This is a genomic window from Psychrobacter sp. NPDC064578 (assembly GCF_044901245.1).
Classification (GTDB): domain Bacteria; phylum Pseudomonadota; class Gammaproteobacteria; order Pseudomonadales; family Moraxellaceae; genus Psychrobacter; species Psychrobacter cibarius_C.
Map to the genome: position 1 here is coordinate 1 of NZ_JBJDPI010000013.1, position 18,657 is coordinate 18,657.

The window sequence follows — 18,657 nt, forward strand, 5'->3', positions numbered from 1 at the left end:
AACCTGCAGATGTCATCACCCAAGCAACCATGAAGGATCTGTATAACGTCGATGTTACCGTGCTCAGTCATCAAGGTCGCCCAGTGATTGTCGATAGCTTATAACCTGCTGTCTAATAAATTAAAAAAATGAGTCCATATAAGAAATGCTGTTCATAAAATATAGGTAATATTTTAATAGAAATGACTGTTAACTATTTTTTCAACCGAATTCAATTAAGAACTACAAGATGATGGCTATGTGTTATCTGTTTTAATGATTGTTTGTAAGATCATAAGCAAGATTGGTTGTACAAATCAAAAGGTCTGAACAATTAGTTCAGACCTTTTTGCGTCTTAAAGAAAATACTGTATCTAAAGATTAGAAATCAAAACTAACATCAAAGACATAAGCACGGCCTGGCTCATTAAAGGTTCGAGCACCCGCATTGGTACCCGTGCCTTCGCGCTTAATTTGCTTATCAAATAGATTTTTAATCCCTGCGCCAACAGTAACACTGTCGGTTAGATTATAGCGAGTGCTGATATTTGCCAGAGCATAAGGCTTACGGTCTAACTTTAAGGTACTCAGTTCATCACCAGTAGTAACCGAAATTTCAGGTGCATCAATGGTGCCATAATAGCTGACGCCTAAGTCGGCATTCCAGCGAGTGGTAATGTCCCAGTTAACATTGGAATTTACAGTAAATTTAGGAATTAGCGATAGCGGCTCACCCGTATCTTTACGTTCTGAACGCAGATTTCCCGTAACGTTGGTGTACCAAGAGAGTGCGTCAGTCACTGGAACTGTGACAAAGCCTTCAAGACCTTCAATGATGGCTTCACCTTGGTTCTCCCACTGGAAGATAGAACGGTTAGTCGCCGAATCTACTGCTACCCGGTCTACACCCGCACTAATACGGTTATCATAGGCATTATGATAATACGTCAAGCCCGCATTCAGCCCTGTGCCATCATCATAGGTAAAAGTCAGCTCTTTGTTCCAAGAAGTTTCATGCTCAAGATCAGGGTTGCCCAGCACTTGACAGCCCCGTTGATCTTCAGGCACCCAAGAAGGACAGCCATTACCCTTGGTGTAATAGATGTAGTTAGGATCTAATAAGTAGAGCTCAGGCGCCTTAAAAGCGCGACTAATGCCGGTTTTAACTGACCAGTTAGGGCTAAAATCCCACGTGGTATTGATACTTGGTGACCAATTACTCCCTGCTTCACTGTGATAATCAAAACGTAACCCTGGCGTTACATACCAATCTGGAGTGATTTGGTAGTTATCTTCTACATAAGCACCGACGAGGTAAGCATCTGATTTTGGATCACGCTTAGCAGGGTCAGTTTCGACATCGCCGAAGTCAAAACCATCATCAAAGGTTAAGTCAGACACTAAAGGATTGGTGAGTTTTTCACCACGGAACTCAGCGCCTGCAGTCAACGTATGACGATCAAAGAATATATCCCACTCTGACTTGGCGTTTAGTGTGTCATAGGTCGCCTCGTTCCATTTATAGTCCTCGCCTGCGGCTGGTGATTTAATTTGACCTTCACCTCCACCAGCCGTGCCTTCAGCCAAACGCTCATTATTAGTACGGCTAAACTCTAAGTAGCTATTGCTACGGGTATTGTCATAGTCACCGCGGTGCGTGATGGCAGCACCATAGCGTCGCATCTTATTGGTAGATTCTCCAGCTAAGGTTTCGACCAAATCATTATTGACATTTTGAAATTGTGAGTCGCCCGCCCAGCGATTATCCTGGGTACTATAGTTGACTTCAAAACCTACCGTGTTCATCGCATCCATAGCGTATTCAAAAAGCTGGCGGACATCTATATTCTCTACGCCTTCAACCCCAGCTGCAATAGAAGCGACTGGTCCGTCACGCCCATCTACAATTTGGGCGTCTTCGGCATTGATATAAGGGTCATCGCCTTCACTGTCGTGGTAACCAAGCGTAGTACGGAAAGACAGCTTGTCGCTTAAAGAACCAGCCATATTGATATTGGTGCGCCAGTCTTTACCTTCCAAGTCACTCTCTGGGGACTCGTAGTGACCAGTGACCGAAAATTCTTTTTTAGTAGGCGCTTTAGTGATGATGTTGACTACCCCGCCCATACTACCAGAACCATAGCGAGCCGCGGCTGGACCACGCAATACTTCGATTCGTTCAATAGCGCTCGGCGGCACCCATTGCGAGTCTCCACGGGTATCTTGCTCGCTAGCCCTACCAGGGCGAACGGCATTACGAGAAGTAACAGGACGGCCGTCGATTAAAATCAGCGTGTTATTCGGGCCCATACCACGTAGGTCAATCTGGCGCTGATTACCGCGCTGACCAGAAGTAGACGAGCCAGATAGGTTAACCCCAGGCATTTTGCGCACGATCTCTGCAATATCATTGGAAACAGAAGCTTTTTTGATAGCCTCTTCACTAATCACTGAAAGCCCAGCTGCTTGTTCGAGCTCCTCTCTTGCCGCCTTAACAACAATGGTATCTAGCTCAACAGAAGGCATTGCCTGCTGTTCATCAATTTCTTGCGCTGCTATTTGTGGTACGTTACGGCTATCTATCTCAGCAGCGAATGCAGTTGTACTCAAAATAGAGGCGATAGCAATGCCAAGCAAAGCTTTGCCAGTCGCTAAGCGTAACGGCTTTGGTAGGTAAAGAGCATTTATAGAAGCAGAAGAAATTGGTAATGTTGGCATAGATGAAAATCCTAGAAATATTTAGTGTTTACCAATACTTTGCAAATTTTCTGATAGAGCAGATTCGCTATAACATTATGGGTAAGCACTAGAAGAGCATGCAAAAGTGGTTATTTTTTAATGTTATAACAACAGAATAAATGAAGCATTGATATCGATAAGACCTTGAAAATAGAGCACGCAAAGAACTGATCGATGCTTATTAATAAAGAGTGCACACTTTAGCAACATTATAAAAATAATGCAAATACTAATGATAACTATTATCATTAGTATTTGCATTATTTTTATGTATACTAAGTCAGTTAACCACTACACCTATCTTCATATCATGTAGCTAAAGTTTCCCAAATTGAGGTCTACGGATTTAACGGGATAGGTCACTTGTCGCGCCTCTTCTATATTTCTAAAACGCGTATCGGATGCCCAGCCACCAATTCTTTCAGTGTCATTAGTGATTGACTGGCTCGCTGCGGGTGGAAGGAAACTTAACATTCTGAAAGAATACGAAACTACACTCCCGAGATTAAGGAACGCGCCGTTCGTATGCTGATTGAAGCGTCGGGCGACTACCCCTCCACATGGGCGGCCATCCAAGCCATTGCTCCTAAGATTGGCTGTACGCCTGAAACCCTACGATCATGGCATAAAAAACACATCGATCAAACTATTCCTGCCTCAGTGCAAGCTCAAAGCCAAGAGCAACGTATTAAAGAGCTTAAGCAAGCCAATGAAATCATCAGGAAGGCTGCTGCTTTTTTCGCCCAGGCGGAGCTCGACCGTCCACCCAAATAATGGTCAACTTTATTGATGACCATAAAAACAATTACGGAATCGAGCCAATCTGTCGAGTACTACCGATTGCCCCATCAACTTATTATCGCGCTAAATACTTGGAGTACTACCCTGAACAACGATCATTTCGCAGACAGCATGACGATTTCTACATCAGTGAAATTAGACGTATCTGGCAGGACAGCAAATGCCGTTACGGCGCACGTAAAGTCTGGCAGCAGATGAAAGCTGATGGGTTAAAGATTGCTCGTTGTACCATAGAGCGTTTAATGAGCCAGCATGGCTTACAAGGTGTCTGGCGTGGCAAAGGCGATATTACCACCAACAGCCGTGACGACCAGAAGCATGCTGATGACTTGGTTAATCGTAACTTTAGCGCTCATCGCCCTAACCAGCTCTGGGTGGCAGACTTTACTTATATCAAGACGATAAGCGGCTGGGTCTATACCGCCTTTATCATTGATGTGTTTGCCCGCGTCATTGTGGGCTGGAAAGTATCCAATCGCATGAACACAGACATGGTGATGGCCGCTTTAAATCAATCGATAACAGATAGGAACAATCCTAAGGATGTCATTCATCACAGTGATCGAGGGGTTCAGTACTTATCCATTCGCTACACTGATAAGATGACGGACTTTGGAGTTATCGCCTCTGTGGATACAACAGGCGATTCATACGACAACGCATTGGCTGAAACGGTTAACGGGCTTTATAAGTCTGAAGTGATTCATTATTTGAAAGAGAGCTGAAATGGTATGAACGATGTTGAACTGGCAACCCTTGAGTGGGTAGATTGGTTCAATAAAACACGACTGCATAGTACGATTGGTTATGTGTCACCTTTTGAGTTTGAAAAGCGGTATTATGATAATTTGACCCTGTCGGGCATTGCTGCCTGACTCAAGTAAATCACTCTCCGATAAAGTCGGGGCGGTTCACATACTTAGTATTCGTAAGTTTATATCACATCTACATAATTAAGAGTAATAAGCGTTCTGTTGAAATATATAACGCTAAAATCAACCAGACTAAGGTGCTTGATTTTTAGGCATGAAAAGTTTTTAGGCATGAAAAAGCCAAGACAAGCTTGGCTATTCTCATATATCATAAAGTCACTTGATTAGCATATCATAAGTTTATCTTGATAATTTTTACCGCGTAAACTAACCGCTTTAACGATCAAACCCAACCCGCTTCCAAAAGCTGCTCAGTATTACTTATTTTGAATTCATGATATAAATTAAAAAATACCGCAGGGTCTTCAATATTATCGAGCAACTCGCGTTTATTGAGCGCCACAAACATTGCCAGTGCATAAGCCGCACAATGGATAGACTTTTTAGGATTGAACTCACGATCTGTAAAGGCTTGATACTGCATAACTTCTTCATGCAAATGCGGGTTTTGCTTTAGGGCATTCACATAGAGCCAATCATAAAATGTGGTCAATGGCTCTACGCTCCACTCCATGCCAAAATAATTATAGCCAATCAGTTCACCCGAGGTCATTAAGCGCTCGTCCTTTCTGGCTTGTCTTGGCGGCGCACTTAACAAGTCAGTATAGGGACCACCATCCTCAAAAATCATACTGCTTTGAAAGGCATTTTCGACACTGTACTGCTGCCCATCTTGTTCATTTGTTAGTTTTAAGCTCAATGGACTCAGCGGAAAACTCAATTTATTACCAGACTTGCTCGATAGCTCAAGGACATGACTAAAGCCATACTTTTTGCGAATGACTTGATGCATATCATTGATTGATTTTTTCTTTTGGCGACTGGCAAACCCCACATGCCGCTCAAACCTAACCATGTCTGTTTTTACCAGATTGTCACTGTTGGTTCTCGGCATGAATACGGGTCTGTGTTCTACAGCATCTTGTCTTTGATCCACAGAATTCTGTGTTTGTTGCATAGCAATGTGCCTTATATCAATAGTCTTTTATAGCTAATCTTATATAAATATTCTTTTACAACGGCTCTCATAAAAACTGACATTAAAACGTATTGTTTTGACATCAATTTTACGGATAGCTACCTACTCAGCAGCATCTAATAACTTGTTAAGCACCTCTACCATGGCATCATCTATGATACTGTCTTCTACATAACTTATTACTTCGTCTATGGTGGTCAAATCCATTTCCCGAATACCCAAACTGGCTAGCTGCTCATTGATCGAGTCTAAACTGTCATTATCTTCAGTGTCGTCTAATAGATTTTCTTCGAAGCGTCCTCTAACGAACCAGTACATTTTTTCTAGCACGGTTTCTTTTTTGGTTAAAGTAGAATAACCGTCACCATAAATAAACAAGTTGAAATGATAAGGTATCTCTACCTCATTAATGAAAAAAGTGCGCTTACATTCTAGTGTATAAGCTTGAATCTCTTTGTCTTCTGCATCTTTGTCGTTTTTATTGTCTTCATCATATTCAATCGCTTCTTTTACCAACTCCCCTAGAATTTCATAGAGTCCTGTTTTGACCTTATGATTGTAAATGATAGCGGACTCTGCGATTGCGTCAAAAATAATGGCACTGACGTCTAACGTATGATTGTCAATATCATAAAAACTCTTTAGCGCGGGTAAAAACTCAGTCAGCTTTTCTTCAGGTACTGGTATCAAAAACTGCTGCTCATATATTTTAATCATGTCTTCAGGCGCATAAGTGTTGGCAGTATCGGTCTCGTTTCTACCAGTCGGCTGTAAAGGTAAAAAATTATACGGGTTATAAGGATTAGTATCGGTCATTGGGGACGGCCTTTTTATTTGGGTATGCTGTGTTAAATGTTAATGCTACCAATTGATGAGTGATGTATCACATCCTACTCACACTGCGGCAGATCATACGCGATGCTATCAACCATATCATGACGCTGTTCAATGATAAGTTGATAACCGTTAATCACGCCATTATACGGCAAGTGACCGTTATATTCTGCATAATGCGCAGCCAGACATTGTTGAATCACCAACTCACGCTTTGCCGCATTCATTTTGGCAATATTTTGCGGTAAATACGCAACAGCCTTACTGCTAGCCACGCCGCGCGACATCCAGTTAGCGCCCTCACTCCATGTAAAGTCGATGACCGCTCGCAATTGATATTGCGGTAGCGGATAAGGATAATGCGCCAAGTCATATTGGATTTGCGCAATATCCTCTGCAAAGGTGTCGTACTTTATATCGAGCACGGATAATAGTGTTTTTAAGAATTCATGAGCAGTAAAGTAGCTATCAATATCTGTCGCATTAAGTCCTAGTATGTCGCTAGACAATACATGACGCAGACGATCACAGGCGGATATGATGTGTTTTGGCGGATAACCCATGGCTTGGACAATATCTTGCGAACGTCGTTCACATTTCTCTATTTGGCTAACCGCCTCTTTTGCCAAAGGATGCCGCGGCGTATAACGATGAGTATATTTGCAAGGCCTGAGATTTTGGCTATTGATATGAGACATCAGTGACTCCTGAACTCCGACAATAAGAATAAGCCCAAATAGGCTCATCGAATCAGGCATGGATAGCCTTGTCGGAGTACAGGCTCATGCGCTTTACCAGAGTGGTTTTATATCGTGCTGGAAGTTGCAATGTTTGCTAAGTGATTATTGAAAAACTTGGCAAACCGTTAAACCCACGATAGTTTTTTAGTTCTTTATAATAGTAATTAATAATGCCTTACTGCAAGGCTGATGGTATTTAATCTTCCCCATGATATGTCGCGTCATCCATCCAGACAATGGGGTCTTCGCACAGATGAACCAAGTGATACCAAATGTCTTCGCTACGGGCGATACGGTGATGACCACGCTCAAAATACTCCACTTCCCAGCTATCAGGTAAGTTGACGAGCGTACGTCTGGCGACGGCGACATCTAAGCATTCATCATCAACCTCAACCATGACTCTTATCATCTCAGTATTCGAGGTAGGAAATGACAATTTCATATCAGCCACGTCTGGTATGCGGTCTGCTAAAACCTCACTGGGATAAATGCAAGGTGCTATTAATAGCGCACGCAAATTGTATTTATGGGCAAAATGATTGGCGAACCAGCCACCAAGTGAATGCCCTGCCAAGACGACTCGCGGATACTCGCGCATTTTTTCTAAAATTAACGCCTCATAAATATCGAAAATCTCGTTGAAATTATCTCGATAATTGACGGTTTGGCAGGTTTTGGGCTCACGGCTAATACAGGTATATTTAGTGGTTTCATTGCTTGAATCAAGACCGTGAAAGAATAGTAAAAACGTGTCGTTATTTTCAATAGGAAACATCATGGCTTTTTCCTTTTATCATTGTGTCTTTTATTTATTAGCATTACTTTTATACTTCAACCATAGACCATAAACGCGCTCAGCGACATCCATAGGAATCCTCGTATATCCAGCACCAAATGACACGTCATAGACAGCTGTCATCATCGCGAGAACCTCATCTACGCTATCGGCATCACCTTGAATCAGACGATTAGCGATTTGCTCTGCCTCACTGCTGTACTCATCCCAAGTATCATTGTAATAACATCCCACAATACCAAAGTCATAGCGATAGATCATATCGGTGATAGACCTCATCAAGCTTGCACGCGCCTTATCATAATGATTGATCCACTCTTGGTATAACTGCTGACGTATGGGCAATACGCAAGGTAAAATAGGACGATCTTTGGGATCATTCAATTTATCGGCACTCACAACAGATAAGGGTTTGGCGCCACCTTCCCATAGCAAGGGACAAGACGAAAACATACCTTTTTCGCACACATTCAAACGCCATATTCCCCACATCTCCTTGCTAGCACGACTCATGGTATACACAATAATCTGATTGAGATAATCACTATCATAGATGATATGTTGACGATCAATTCTCACGCCTTGCTTTGGCAAGACATCGGTATAAGTGAGGGATATGTCACGTTCACTTGGTTCGGCAGCAACCACTACCTCAGAGCAATCTGAATCTCTCTTCATCAGCTCATAAGGCGCAACAAAGCTCAATGTCTCATCGCTATTATTCACAAAGTAGATATCATCTTCATAGTTATTGATAGACTCGTTATGCAGATAAAACAACGGTATCTTTGGTTTAGTTTGTACCTTATCTTGAATGGATTTAGGCAGTTTTGATCCACTTGACCAATTTAAATTATCGATACGTTTTTGCTCAAAAGTGTTAATTGTGTTTGTCATAGTACTGTCCTTATTTTTTAATTTATTTTGAATATCAGTAGCTTGTAGTATTTTTAATTTTGGGTGATTCTCAGAGCAAATTTAAGTCAGCCGAGCGTGTCCGCTGCTTTTAGAGCAACGTTAAAAAGTAAAATGAGTATTTCAATGATGATTTTAGAAGTTATTTAAACTTATTTTTAACAATATGAAATCTGTGCCATCATTGATATGACAGCTATAATTTATGAGTAGCTTGGGTTTAGTTGATTAGAAAAATAATGATTAATGCCAGTCAGAGTGTTGATAGTTAACAGCAATAGCGAAGTTATAGGGTGAAGCGTTGCGCCTCGAAGGTTAACTCTATGTTGCTGTTTTCCTGACTAAATAACATCCTAACTCAGTAACTATAATATAAAAATCGAGAAAAATAAAGCGTCTAATTAAAGCGGGCGACAACTGCTGTCGCTCAGCGGTATCGAATACTTAAGTTAAAAACATAATTTGGATTGAAGCAGAGTATAACTTGATCACTAAAGCGCTTATATATTAAAAACCGTTTAAATTTATAACCTACTCAAACTTATAGACTATTAAAATCTATCGGCAAATTATGAACTTTATAGATAGTACACCCGCAATAAATGGACGACCCTTTAAAACTCGCTATTATTGACCGCTTAATATTACTTATTTAGCGCAATCGCAGCCGACTTCAACCAAGCAGCTGCTTTACCTAGAGGACGCTGCTTGTGCCATACGATTTCTAAAGCCACTGGCCAATCATGATCGTTAAAGTCCAATATTGGCTCGACTAAAAAACCATTATCCAAGGCACTGGCTACCACATGTTCAGGCACGAATGCCCAGCCTAGATTGCGCTGTACCAGCTCAACGATAACCCATTGGCTTTCAACCCACCAGACATCAGATGCTATTCGCAACCGTGCTTTTTCTTCGCTATGGTTACGTGTTGCCACCATCAATTGCCGATAGCGTTTCAACTCCTCCCACCCCACTGGCTGACGAGCTAGCTCATGGTTGGGCGCGCACACCATTTTCATCGACACCCAACCAAGCCCATGAAAATTCAGCGCTGAAGGTAGTATCTCTTGACGCCACATAATGCCTAAATCGGCGCGATCTTCTAGCACCAAGCGGCTGACATCTTCCATCAGCGGAAACAATAGTTCCAGCTCCACACTAGGAAATCGGCGTGAAAATTCTTCCATCAAGCCGCCCAACGTTGCTTCGGGATACAGCTCATCAACCGCCAGTACCAATCGGCTCTCTACTCCTTCGCCCAGACTTTTGGCCACCCCGCGAAAATGCTCACAACGCTCTAATATCACTCGCGCCTCTACCAATAAGCGCTCTCCAGCTGGCGTCAGGACTGGATAGCGTCCACTGCGGACGAATAAGCTGTTGTCCAAATCAATTTCTAAATTTGATACCGCCGTGCTAATAGCAGACTGCGCCTTGCCTAGATAACGGGCGGCGGCTGAGAAAGAACCGGTCTCTACCGTGGCGACAAAGGCTTGCAGTTGCTCTAATGAAAGGCTCATCTATCTAAAAATCCTATAGGTTCCAACTTGGTTATAATAGTTTAACAGATACAATAGGCGCGAAAATAACTGATTCAACTAGGAAGCTTCATGCGCACCGTGAAAGATCGTATTCGTCATACCTTGGGTTTTGAGATAATAGGTTTAATTATATTTGTACCGTTGGCAAGCTGGTTATTTGGCTTTGATATTCAGTCGATAGGTCTTATCGCCGTGGCTGCTTCGATTATCGCAACGTTGTGGAACTATTTTTATAACCTGTTATTTGACCACAGCATGCTGAAGCTACGCGGCAATGTACATAAGACGGTTCCACTACGAATGTTGCACGCGTTTTTATTTGAAGGTGGTCTGCTATTATTGTTCCTACCAATAATTGCGTGGCATTTAGGCATCAGCCTCTGGCAAGCCTTTATCATGGATATTACAATGGCTACTTTCTATTTAGTACATGCTTTTGTTTATAACTGGATTTATGACAATGTGTTTCCTATTCCAGCAAACCATCTGCTATCTCAACGTAATGATGTGGTCGCCTAATAGCAATAGGCTGTGCTAAAGATTTATAGTCGATCCTATATAAATCAGATACGGTGTCAGGCTCGCTTAGTCTACTATTTGTAGTACTTTCGCGTGCCTTCCTTGTATCCAAATTATATTGAACCGACTATATCAACATAAAAACAACTTGGTATTTGAATGGTTACTGGCGCTTGTATCGCTATCATTGCTTTGTAATAATACCTGCATCTGCTAGTGTCTCATGTCAGTTATTGGGGCAGCGAGCATAATAATTTTGAGATAAATGTCTCTATATAATAATTGAAGCAATAAAGGACTTTATATGAAAAATATGACCAAGGTAATGATGGTAAGCGTTTTAGCAGTGGGAACATTGGCAGCAGGTTGTCAAACCACATCTACGCCAAGTGCACCCGTTACCCAGCCTATTACCTCGGATGCCTTGCAAGCCTATCATTGGCAACTCGTGGATGCCAAAAACACCAAGGGCGAGACCATTATTCCATTATTCTTTAATCCAGCCGAACCATTAACCCTCAATTTTATGACCGCGAATGGAAGCAATATCGTTACTTTGATGAATACTTGTAACAATATGAGTGCTGAATATAAGGTAGCAAATGGCGAGGTAACATTGGGTCCAGTAAGAAGCACAAGAATGGCTTGCCCTGCCCCACAAGCTAGCTTTGATAGCGCCGCACTAGCAACCGTAAATGGTAAATATAGCATGAGCAAAAATACCAATAACGTGCCTGTCTTGACCATTACCAATGCAAACCAAGTAGCGAATTTTAAAGCGGTTGCCAAATAATTATTGTCATATAGAGTGCTAAACTAGCCACTCAATAAAAAAGCCTCACTTATTAATAGTGAGGCTTTTTTTGTCTATATTTATCGTATGTATACTGAATTTAGGCCTAGTGCAGAACTAAATCCTCAGTAAATAATCCGATTCTTTAGAAAATATAATGTGCCCATAATAAATACGGGATTAATGAACATGCGATGAAAAGTTAAAAATACTACTTAAACCTACTTGCTAGCCACATGACCAGCTCACGAGCTGGCGCATCATCCAACGCTTGGGGGATTTGGACATACGTCATGACGCAGTCATTCAGATCCGTCATCATATGCAACAGCAAGCCCAAACCTATGACTCTATATGGCTTAGGCAGCACTAACATAGTCACATATACTGCCATTGCATAATAACTGTGCAGCGGGTGAAAGTTAATACTACAGCGATTGGGCGAGAAAATAGGCGTTGCTAGCAGATGATCCAAATCAACCAACATAGCGGCGAGCAGTATCAGATAAACCCTTTTATAATCATTGCGGAAAAACACATAAGCCACGATTAAAGGCATGCCGAAGTGAAAAAAGTAGTGAATTAAGGTTTGCGTCATTGACCTTTTGCCTATCTCATCGTGACCGTTCGTTTTCTAAGTTTATTCTATTTGAAAAACAGTGCATTGGCTTCAACCGTGTTCAAACAAACCTCATGTGCCAACGCAACAAATGCCTTGGTAGCTGCGCTCTGATACGCGCCTTTTCGTTGTAGTAATACCGCTGTACGCTGGAGCAAAGACGGCGCTAAGGTAATCGCCACCAGCTCATCATAATTATGAGCGATGTTGGAAGGTAATAAGGTGGTCAGTTGGGTATGGCGAACCATTTCGATCACTGCGCTTAGCGAGTTTGCCTCCATCAGTACGTTTGGCGCAATGTCATGTTGGCGACAATAATGCTCAATCTGTTCGCGCGTGGCAAATTCGCGGCTCAGCAATACCAGTGACTGCGCGTTTAGCGTTGGCAAGTCAATCGCCATTTGCTTAGCAAGAGGGTTATGTTTACTAACAACCAGTGCGAGCGTCTCTATCAGCAAGGTTTGTGTATCGATATCGGCAGACTGCACATCTTCAAAAGCAATACCCACATCAAACTCATCATCGAGTATTTGCTTTTCCATCTGCTCCTGTGACATCTCCTGCACGCTTAGCATAAGGCTCGGATAACGAGTATGAAATGCTTTGATTAAAGGTCCAAGCAAATACGTGGTAAAGGTAGGCGTAATCGCAATCCGCAACGCACCGCGACTGAGATCCTGCACATCGTGAATGGCGCGCCGTCCTTCCTCCAAATCCTGCAAGGCTCTATGGGCATAGCGCGCATAGACGTCACCGGCATCGGTCAATGTGACACGGCGACCAGAGCGATCAAATAAAGTCGCGCCTAGACCTTCTTCCAACTGTTTAATCTGCTGTGATAACGCCGGCTGTGACACGTACAAAGACGCTGCTGCTTGGGTAAAGCTTTGGTGCTCTGCCACTGCCAAAAAATACTTAATGTGCCGAAGAATCATGGGTCATCTCGTGTGGATTAGGGATTGATCAAAGTTTGGTCATAAGTAATTATTATCGACATCATAATATACTAGTATTTTACCTTATAACGATAGCGGCGTATCATTCCTTTCATCAACTACACAGAGACCAACGCGATGAAAGATATTATTGAAGGTTTTCTAAAATTTCACAGTGACGCCTATCCTAAGCGCGCCGATTTATTCAAAAATTTGGCGACCAAACAAAACCCGCGCACGCTGTTTATTTCTTGTTCAGACAGCCGCTTAGTGCCCGAGCTTGTTACTCAACACGAACCCGGTGGTCTGTTTGTGATTCGCAATGCGGGCAACATTGTGCCTTCTTATGGTCCTGAGCCTGGTGGTGTATCGGCGTCAGTTGAGTACGCCGTTACCGCTTTAAAAGTCACGGATGTGGTGATTTGCGGGCACTCAGACTGCGGCGCAATGACCGCCATTGCTAATTGCACCTGCATGGATCATATGCCAGCGGTAGGCAGCTGGCTACGCTACGCTGACTCAGCACGGGTGGTCAATGAAGCCCGTGAACATGACAGTGATAGCGAGCGGGTCGCCTCTATGGTTCGTGAAAATGTCATCGCCCAAATCGAAAATATCAAAACCCATCCGTCTATACGTTTGGCGCTAAGAGAAAATCGTTTGGCACTACATGGCTGGGTTTACGATATCGAGTCCGGTGATATCGATGCCTTAGATGGCGTGACCAATGAATTTGTCTCATTGGCCACGCACACTGAGGTTCGCGCTTATCCGATATCGCCACTGGCAGTCGCCGTTTAGCGTTACATAACTGTCATGATCAATGACTATGCATAATCAGAAAATCAATTAACCCAAATAATGCATAAGCATTATTAACCCAATAACCACCACCAACCTCAAAAGGTATTATTATGATTCAATCTCAAGTAAACAACACCGCACGTCAAACATTAACGGACACTATCATTGCTGCCAAGGCGGCAAAGAACCTGTCATTCGAGCAAATAGCTTCAGGAACAGGCTTGAGTGATGTCTTTGTCACTGCCGCTTTACTAGGTCAGCATCCGCTACCTGCTGATGCCGCCCAAAAAGTTGGTGAAACTTTAGGACTTGATGATGACGCCATCGCGTTACTACAATGTATTCCATCACGAGGCAGCGTTGGTAGTGAGATTCCTACTGATCCGACAATCTACCGTTTCTATGAAATGATGCAGGTATATGGCACCACGCTAAAAGCCTTGGTTCATGAGCAATTTGGTGATGGTATCATCAGTGCCATTAATTTCAAAATGGATATCAAAAAAGTGGCTGACCCTGAAGGTGGTGACCGCGCAGTGATTACTCTAGATGGTAAGTTCTTACCATTCAAACCTTTTTAAATGACGCTTTAAATAGCAGTTTTATTAGCGGTTTTTAAAAGTAGCACTTATTGAAAAAGTCGGCGTTCGGCATATAGTGACGTCGGCTTTTTTGGCGACTCAGGCGGTGATTTTTTGGTACTGCCTTTTTTAATACGGATTTTATATTATTCATGAGTACTGATCATATCTCCTCCACGGCGCGTTCGTCGATACTGACCTTGTTGTTTCCTATGCTGGTGATTGCTGGGTTGGCGATGACGCTGCGCCCAACGATCACTTCTACTGGTCCGTTGCTGACAGAGATTCGCCTAAGCACAGCGATGGGTTTACAAGCCGCCTCTTTATTGGTAGTGCTGCCGATGTTGTGTATGGGTATATTTCCGCTACTGTTGCCTTGGATTGGGCGACGATTTAGTGAAAGCGTATGGATCACAGGCGGTCTGTTTGCAATTGCCTTCGCGGGTTTATGGCGCTTGTGGTTAGATACTGGAGGTACGCTGATAGCCAGTGCCTTAGTAGGCGGTACGGGTATCGCCATCGTGCAAGCAATGGCACCTGGTGTGGTCAAGCGTTGGTATCCTGCACGCGTACCACTTGCTATGGGCGTTTACTCTGCCGCACTGATGACTGGTGGCGGGGTTGCCGCTATCTTGAGTCCGGTGGTCGCTCAACATTACGGCAGTTGGCAATCCGGTTTGGGTATCTGGCTGGTAGTGCCAGTTTTTGCCCTCGTGCTGTGGTGGCGGCGCCCCTCTGAGCAAATGGAAAATCGAGACGACGGGGTAAAAATCAACTTTTTTGGCAATCGCCGTGCTTGGCTGCTGGCAAGTTATTTTGGTCTGGCAAACGCTGGATATGCTTGTATGATTGCATGGTTGCCAAGCTATGCGCAGACTTTGGGCTGGAGCGCGCAAAGTAGTGGCGAGCTGATCGGTATCATGACGATTTTTCAGGTCATTGGTGCGCTGGTTATTCCAATGTTATCCGCCCATCGTCTCGACCGCCGACCTTGGTTTTTTTTTGCCGTAGGGATACAAATCGCTGGATTTATGGGTTTGATTACCATGCTGACAGCTTTACTCATCTTGTGGATTGCCTTGATTGGCTGTGGTCTTGGTGCCTGCTTTTCATTGACATTGACCGTCGCGTTAGATCATTTGTCCAAACCCAAACTCGCTGGGGCACTGGCAGCATTTGTCCAAGGCATTGGCTTTATTATTACTGCCATCGCGCCTTATATCGCAGGTGTGCTACGCGAGTCGACTGGCAGTTTTCAAGCGGTTTGGTGGATGCTATTGATCAGCCTTATCGGCATGCTGTTTGTCACCATCAAGTTTGCCCCAGCAAGTTATCATCAGGCAATTAACTTATCTAAGCTTTGATTCAGGCGTATTGAGTCACGTCATGCGATATTCAAAACAACATCAAGGATTAACTATGAAAGGATTGATTATGAAAAAACTCGTTATCTATGCCGCGCTTGCAACCTCACTGTTGTCCATCTCCGCGTGTGCCAATACCTCATACTCAAAGTATCAAGTGCCAGCGATCAAACCAAACATAATAACCCAAGGAGCAGAGATGGCAACCATTCCATTATTGACTGGCGAGATGGCACAAAACATGGTGAATGCCGCCGCATTAGAAGCCAAAAACAAAAATTTGATGGTATCTGTGACCGTCGTTGACGCCTCTGGACAAACCTTAGCAGTGCTCAGAGATCACCGCGCAGGCGTGCATACCGTGCGTGCCAGTTATAAAAAAGCCTATACCGCAAACTCACAAAAAAGAGAAACGGCAGTCATCGCCAAAGGCATCAAAGACGGTACGATTCCTGAAGACCTACGCTATCTGGATGAAAACATCCTTATCTTAGATGGCGGCGTACCCATTCATATCGATGGTATCGTAGTCGGTGGTATCGGGGTGGGCGGCGCACATGGCAGCGAAGATGTACACATTGCCAAAGCGGGTCTAAAAGCATTAGAGCAGCAGTAGCGCTGACTAAAATTTTAAGACAAATATCCCACACATTATGCTGTTCGAAAATTGATAAGCCTGCCTGTTCTCATGTTTATCGTTACTTCTATAAAATAAGAAGGATAGAAACCATGTAATGATTTCTATCCTTCTAAAATGCGCCATTAAAGCACCCCATGCAGATGCCTCAATTAAATTGAGGACATACTCTAGATCAATGCCGCTAGATCCGTGAGCTGCTCAAGCACAATATCTGGTGAATATTTCTCCAGTTGCACATGGGTTTGAGCACCAGTCAGCACCCCAACACATAGACCACAATGGGCATTTTTGCCTTCTTCGATATCGATGCCGCTGTCCCCTGCTTTCAATACCTGTTGCGAATGCTCAATCCCAAACTTTTCCATAGCAAGGGTAATCATATCTGGCGCAGGACGACCATTATGCACATCATCCGCTGTAATCAAAGCATCAATATCACGACCCACTGACCATCCTAAAATGGTCAATATCTTATTGGCAGTCTGAATATCGTAGCCCGTATTTAGCACGACTTTTCTACCTGACTGCTTTAACTGATTGAAAAAATCTAGCATACCATCGAAGGTTGCTACCGTGTCCTTGGTATAGGCTGATGCCAACGCTGATTTAAAGGTATTAAAGGCAGCATCCGTCCATTTTTCACTATCAGCGGTCGCGGTATTGTCATTTTTGCATACTTCATTGAGTATATCGCTAATGGCTTGTCGCTTTTCTTTGCCAGCCCCAAACTCTAAACACACCTCTAGATTGACCTGAATGTCTGTTCGACCAACCTGTTGTAGGGTGTGATTGATCGCATCACATACGGTCTTATAAACCAAATTGTTTTCATTGACGGTCGTGCCTGCCATATCAAAGACACACAGTTTGATCGCGTCGAATGGCGCTTTGATACGATGGATATCTGTATTCATTATTTTGACTCCAATACTAAGTTAATTAACTCTTCACCAAAGGCAAATCCCGTTGATGCGCCTGTGCCGCTTGTGATGGTACCGATGGCAACGCCTGATTCTGGTGATGCTTTAAACACGACATTGTCGGCACTTGGATAGACCCCTAACCAGTGCTGAGTGATGTCTACCTCACCGATGTCCATGACTTTTTTGAACTCGTTGATGATTAAGTTATCTGAATAAGTGTCTCTAAAGGGCAGCTCTTTATCACAGTAATCATGACTGTCACCAATGATAAGTGAGCCATCCGCTGATTGAACAACGATTAAATGTACGCCAGCCTTGCGCTCAGCAGCTTGGGTGGTATCAAGTAAACTGATAAGCGCACGGGCTTCTGGTAGCTGGGCAAACCCATCATAACGAGCAAAACTCAGATCTGACATGACAGCAGCATTTAGTTTGAATGCTTGCCTTGGCATCACGCGCATCATATTGAGGGTACAGAGTTTGGCATCAGACTGCGCTAAAGTATCAGGATATAAGCCATGTAAATCTGCCCCAGGACAGATCACACAATGCGCTGTCTGTAGCGCCCCTCGACTGGTATGAACAGTGGGCAAGTCAACCGCCTGAACCGTGGTTTTGTTATAAAAATCCACGCCATGCACCTGTGCTAACCAGTCCGCCAATTTGCCAATCGCGGTATTTGACTCGACTCTCAGCTCGTGCGGGCTATATAAAACGCCCAAACCTGTTTTAAGATAAGGCGTCTGCTCCTGTATTTCTGATTGGCTCAATAAGCGACAGGACTCGCCCATTTCAGTCTTCAAAAACGCGTCGGCAACGCTCATTGCTTCAGGGCGCTGAACCAGCATGTGCAGACCAGTATGCTCAACCTTGATACCGGCTTTTGGCGCGATATCCGCCCAGATATTGCGTGAGTGCATGGCACGTTGCCAATGCTCACCGCTACGCTGACCACTAACCGTCACAAAGCCGAAGTTACGAATCGAGGCATCTTTGTTCTGTGCTTCTCGTTCTACCAGTGCCACTTTCAGCCCTTTTTTTACGGCAGCATAAGCGCTGGCAAGACCAACGATACCGCCCCCAACGACGACCACATCATACTGTTTATCTGATAATTTACTTGTCCCTGTCATAGCTTTTTTCTTCTTTATGATTGATTACAAATGATACTCAATTTATGTTTTAGCGGCTCAATCCATGTTTTAAGGATTTCACTA

General features: G+C 43.5%; 17 protein-coding genes, 1 pseudogene and 1 other annotated feature. Of the genes and pseudogenes, 7 read left to right on the plus strand and 11 right to left on the minus strand.

Translation table 11 applies throughout. The features are described 5' to 3' along the window. Positions 1-360: 360 nt before the first annotated feature. Positions 361-2,697 (minus strand): FepA family TonB-dependent siderophore receptor, encoded by a 2,337-nt coding sequence (locus ACI2JM_RS13220; protein WP_404644773.1) that lies wholly within the window; start codon positions 2,695-2,697, stop codon positions 361-363. Between the two features lie 546 nt (positions 2,698-3,243). Between ACI2JM_RS13220 and ACI2JM_RS13225 the strand changes: the two are divergent. Then, positions 3,244-4,394, plus strand: a pseudogene (locus tag ACI2JM_RS13225) (IS3 family transposase). After that, positions 3,450-3,566, plus strand: a sequence feature (AL1L pseudoknot). (Overlaps the previous pseudogene by 117 nt.) Positions 4,395-4,674: 280 nt before the next feature. On the opposite strand, the gene ACI2JM_RS13230 reads toward ACI2JM_RS13225, so the two are convergent. The 6 genes from ACI2JM_RS13230 to ACI2JM_RS13255 form a co-directional block, all read right to left on the minus strand. Beyond that, complete coding sequence (locus ACI2JM_RS13230) at positions 4,675-5,388, minus strand: DUF6977 family protein (RefSeq protein ID WP_045445699.1); 714 nt, start codon at positions 5,386-5,388, stop codon at positions 4,675-4,677. Between the two features lie 144 nt (positions 5,389-5,532). Continuing rightward, the gene (locus ACI2JM_RS13235) at positions 5,533-6,246 is read right to left on the minus strand and encodes a hypothetical protein (RefSeq protein WP_404644775.1); all 714 of its coding nucleotides are present in this window, start codon (positions 6,244-6,246) and stop codon (positions 5,533-5,535) included. Positions 6,247-6,320: 74 nt separating this feature from the next. Continuing rightward, positions 6,321-6,962: a hypothetical protein gene (locus ACI2JM_RS13240; protein ID WP_404644777.1), complete on the minus strand. Its 642-nt coding sequence runs from the start codon at positions 6,960-6,962 to the stop codon at positions 6,321-6,323. 238 nt (positions 6,963-7,200) lie between these two features. Further along, a complete protein-coding gene (locus tag ACI2JM_RS13245) occupies positions 7,201-7,785 on the minus strand; it encodes a YqiA/YcfP family alpha/beta fold hydrolase (RefSeq protein ID WP_404644779.1) in 585 nt (194 codons plus the stop codon). Between the two features lie 27 nt (positions 7,786-7,812). After that, the gene (locus ACI2JM_RS13250) at positions 7,813-8,700 is read right to left on the minus strand and encodes a hypothetical protein (RefSeq protein ID WP_404644781.1); all 888 of its coding nucleotides are present in this window, start codon (positions 8,698-8,700) and stop codon (positions 7,813-7,815) included. 662 nt (positions 8,701-9,362) lie between these two features. Continuing rightward, positions 9,363-10,241, minus strand: coding sequence for a LysR family transcriptional regulator (locus tag ACI2JM_RS13255; RefSeq protein ID WP_087816195.1), 879 nt, complete (start codon positions 10,239-10,241; stop codon positions 9,363-9,365). Positions 10,242-10,331: 90 nt separating this feature from the next. On the opposite strand from ACI2JM_RS13255, the gene ACI2JM_RS13260 reads away from it, so the two are divergent. Next, entirely contained in the window at positions 10,332-10,781 is a 450-nt protein-coding gene (locus ACI2JM_RS13260) for a PACE efflux transporter (protein WP_404644783.1), read from the plus strand. 304 nt (positions 10,782-11,085) lie between these two features. Then, positions 11,086-11,574 (plus strand): META domain-containing protein, encoded by a 489-nt coding sequence (locus tag ACI2JM_RS13265; RefSeq protein WP_404644785.1) that lies wholly within the window; start codon positions 11,086-11,088, stop codon positions 11,572-11,574. A gap of 211 nt (positions 11,575-11,785) precedes the next feature. Here the strand turns inward: ACI2JM_RS13265 and ACI2JM_RS13270 are convergent, their stop codons facing one another. Together ACI2JM_RS13270 and cynR are read right to left on the minus strand one after the other, a co-directional pair. After that, the gene (locus ACI2JM_RS13270) at positions 11,786-12,172 is read right to left on the minus strand and encodes a DUF6122 family protein (RefSeq protein WP_404644787.1); all 387 of its coding nucleotides are present in this window, start codon (positions 12,170-12,172) and stop codon (positions 11,786-11,788) included. A gap of 47 nt (positions 12,173-12,219) precedes the next feature. Then, entirely contained in the window at positions 12,220-13,128 is a 909-nt protein-coding gene (gene cynR / locus ACI2JM_RS13275) for a transcriptional regulator CynR (protein WP_404644789.1), read from the minus strand. Between the two features lie 138 nt (positions 13,129-13,266). Here cynR and ACI2JM_RS13280 point away from each other — a divergent pair, with 138 nt between their 5' ends. The 4 genes from ACI2JM_RS13280 to ACI2JM_RS13295 all read left to right on the plus strand — a co-directional run bounded on the left by ACI2JM_RS13280 (position 13,267) and on the right by ACI2JM_RS13295 (position 16,493). Further along, a complete protein-coding gene (locus ACI2JM_RS13280) occupies positions 13,267-13,929 on the plus strand; it encodes a carbonic anhydrase (protein ID WP_060491358.1) in 663 nt (220 codons plus the stop codon). A gap of 113 nt (positions 13,930-14,042) precedes the next feature. After that, positions 14,043-14,513, plus strand: a complete 471-nt coding sequence (cynS, locus tag ACI2JM_RS13285; RefSeq protein WP_404644792.1) for a cyanase — start codon at positions 14,043-14,045, stop codon at positions 14,511-14,513. Positions 14,514-14,665: 152 nt separating this feature from the next. Beyond that, a complete protein-coding gene (locus tag ACI2JM_RS13290; protein WP_404644794.1) occupies positions 14,666-15,877 on the plus strand; it encodes a CynX/NimT family MFS transporter in 1,212 nt (403 codons plus the stop codon). Positions 15,878-15,932: 55 nt separating this feature from the next. Further along, positions 15,933-16,493, plus strand: coding sequence for a heme-binding protein (locus tag ACI2JM_RS13295; RefSeq protein ID WP_404644796.1), 561 nt, complete (start codon positions 15,933-15,935; stop codon positions 16,491-16,493). 191 nt (positions 16,494-16,684) lie between these two features. Here ACI2JM_RS13295 and ACI2JM_RS13300 read toward each other — a convergent pair whose 3' ends face one another. Both ACI2JM_RS13300 and ACI2JM_RS13305 read right to left on the minus strand, forming a co-directional pair. After that, entirely contained in the window at positions 16,685-17,431 is a 747-nt protein-coding gene (locus ACI2JM_RS13300) for an HAD family hydrolase (protein ID WP_404644798.1), read from the minus strand. Further along, positions 17,431-18,573, minus strand: a complete 1,143-nt coding sequence (locus ACI2JM_RS13305; protein ID WP_296242542.1) for a TIGR03364 family FAD-dependent oxidoreductase — start codon at positions 18,571-18,573, stop codon at positions 17,431-17,433. The genes ACI2JM_RS13300 and ACI2JM_RS13305 overlap by 1 nt, the downstream gene beginning before the upstream one ends. Between the last annotated feature and the right edge of the window lie 84 nt (positions 18,574-18,657).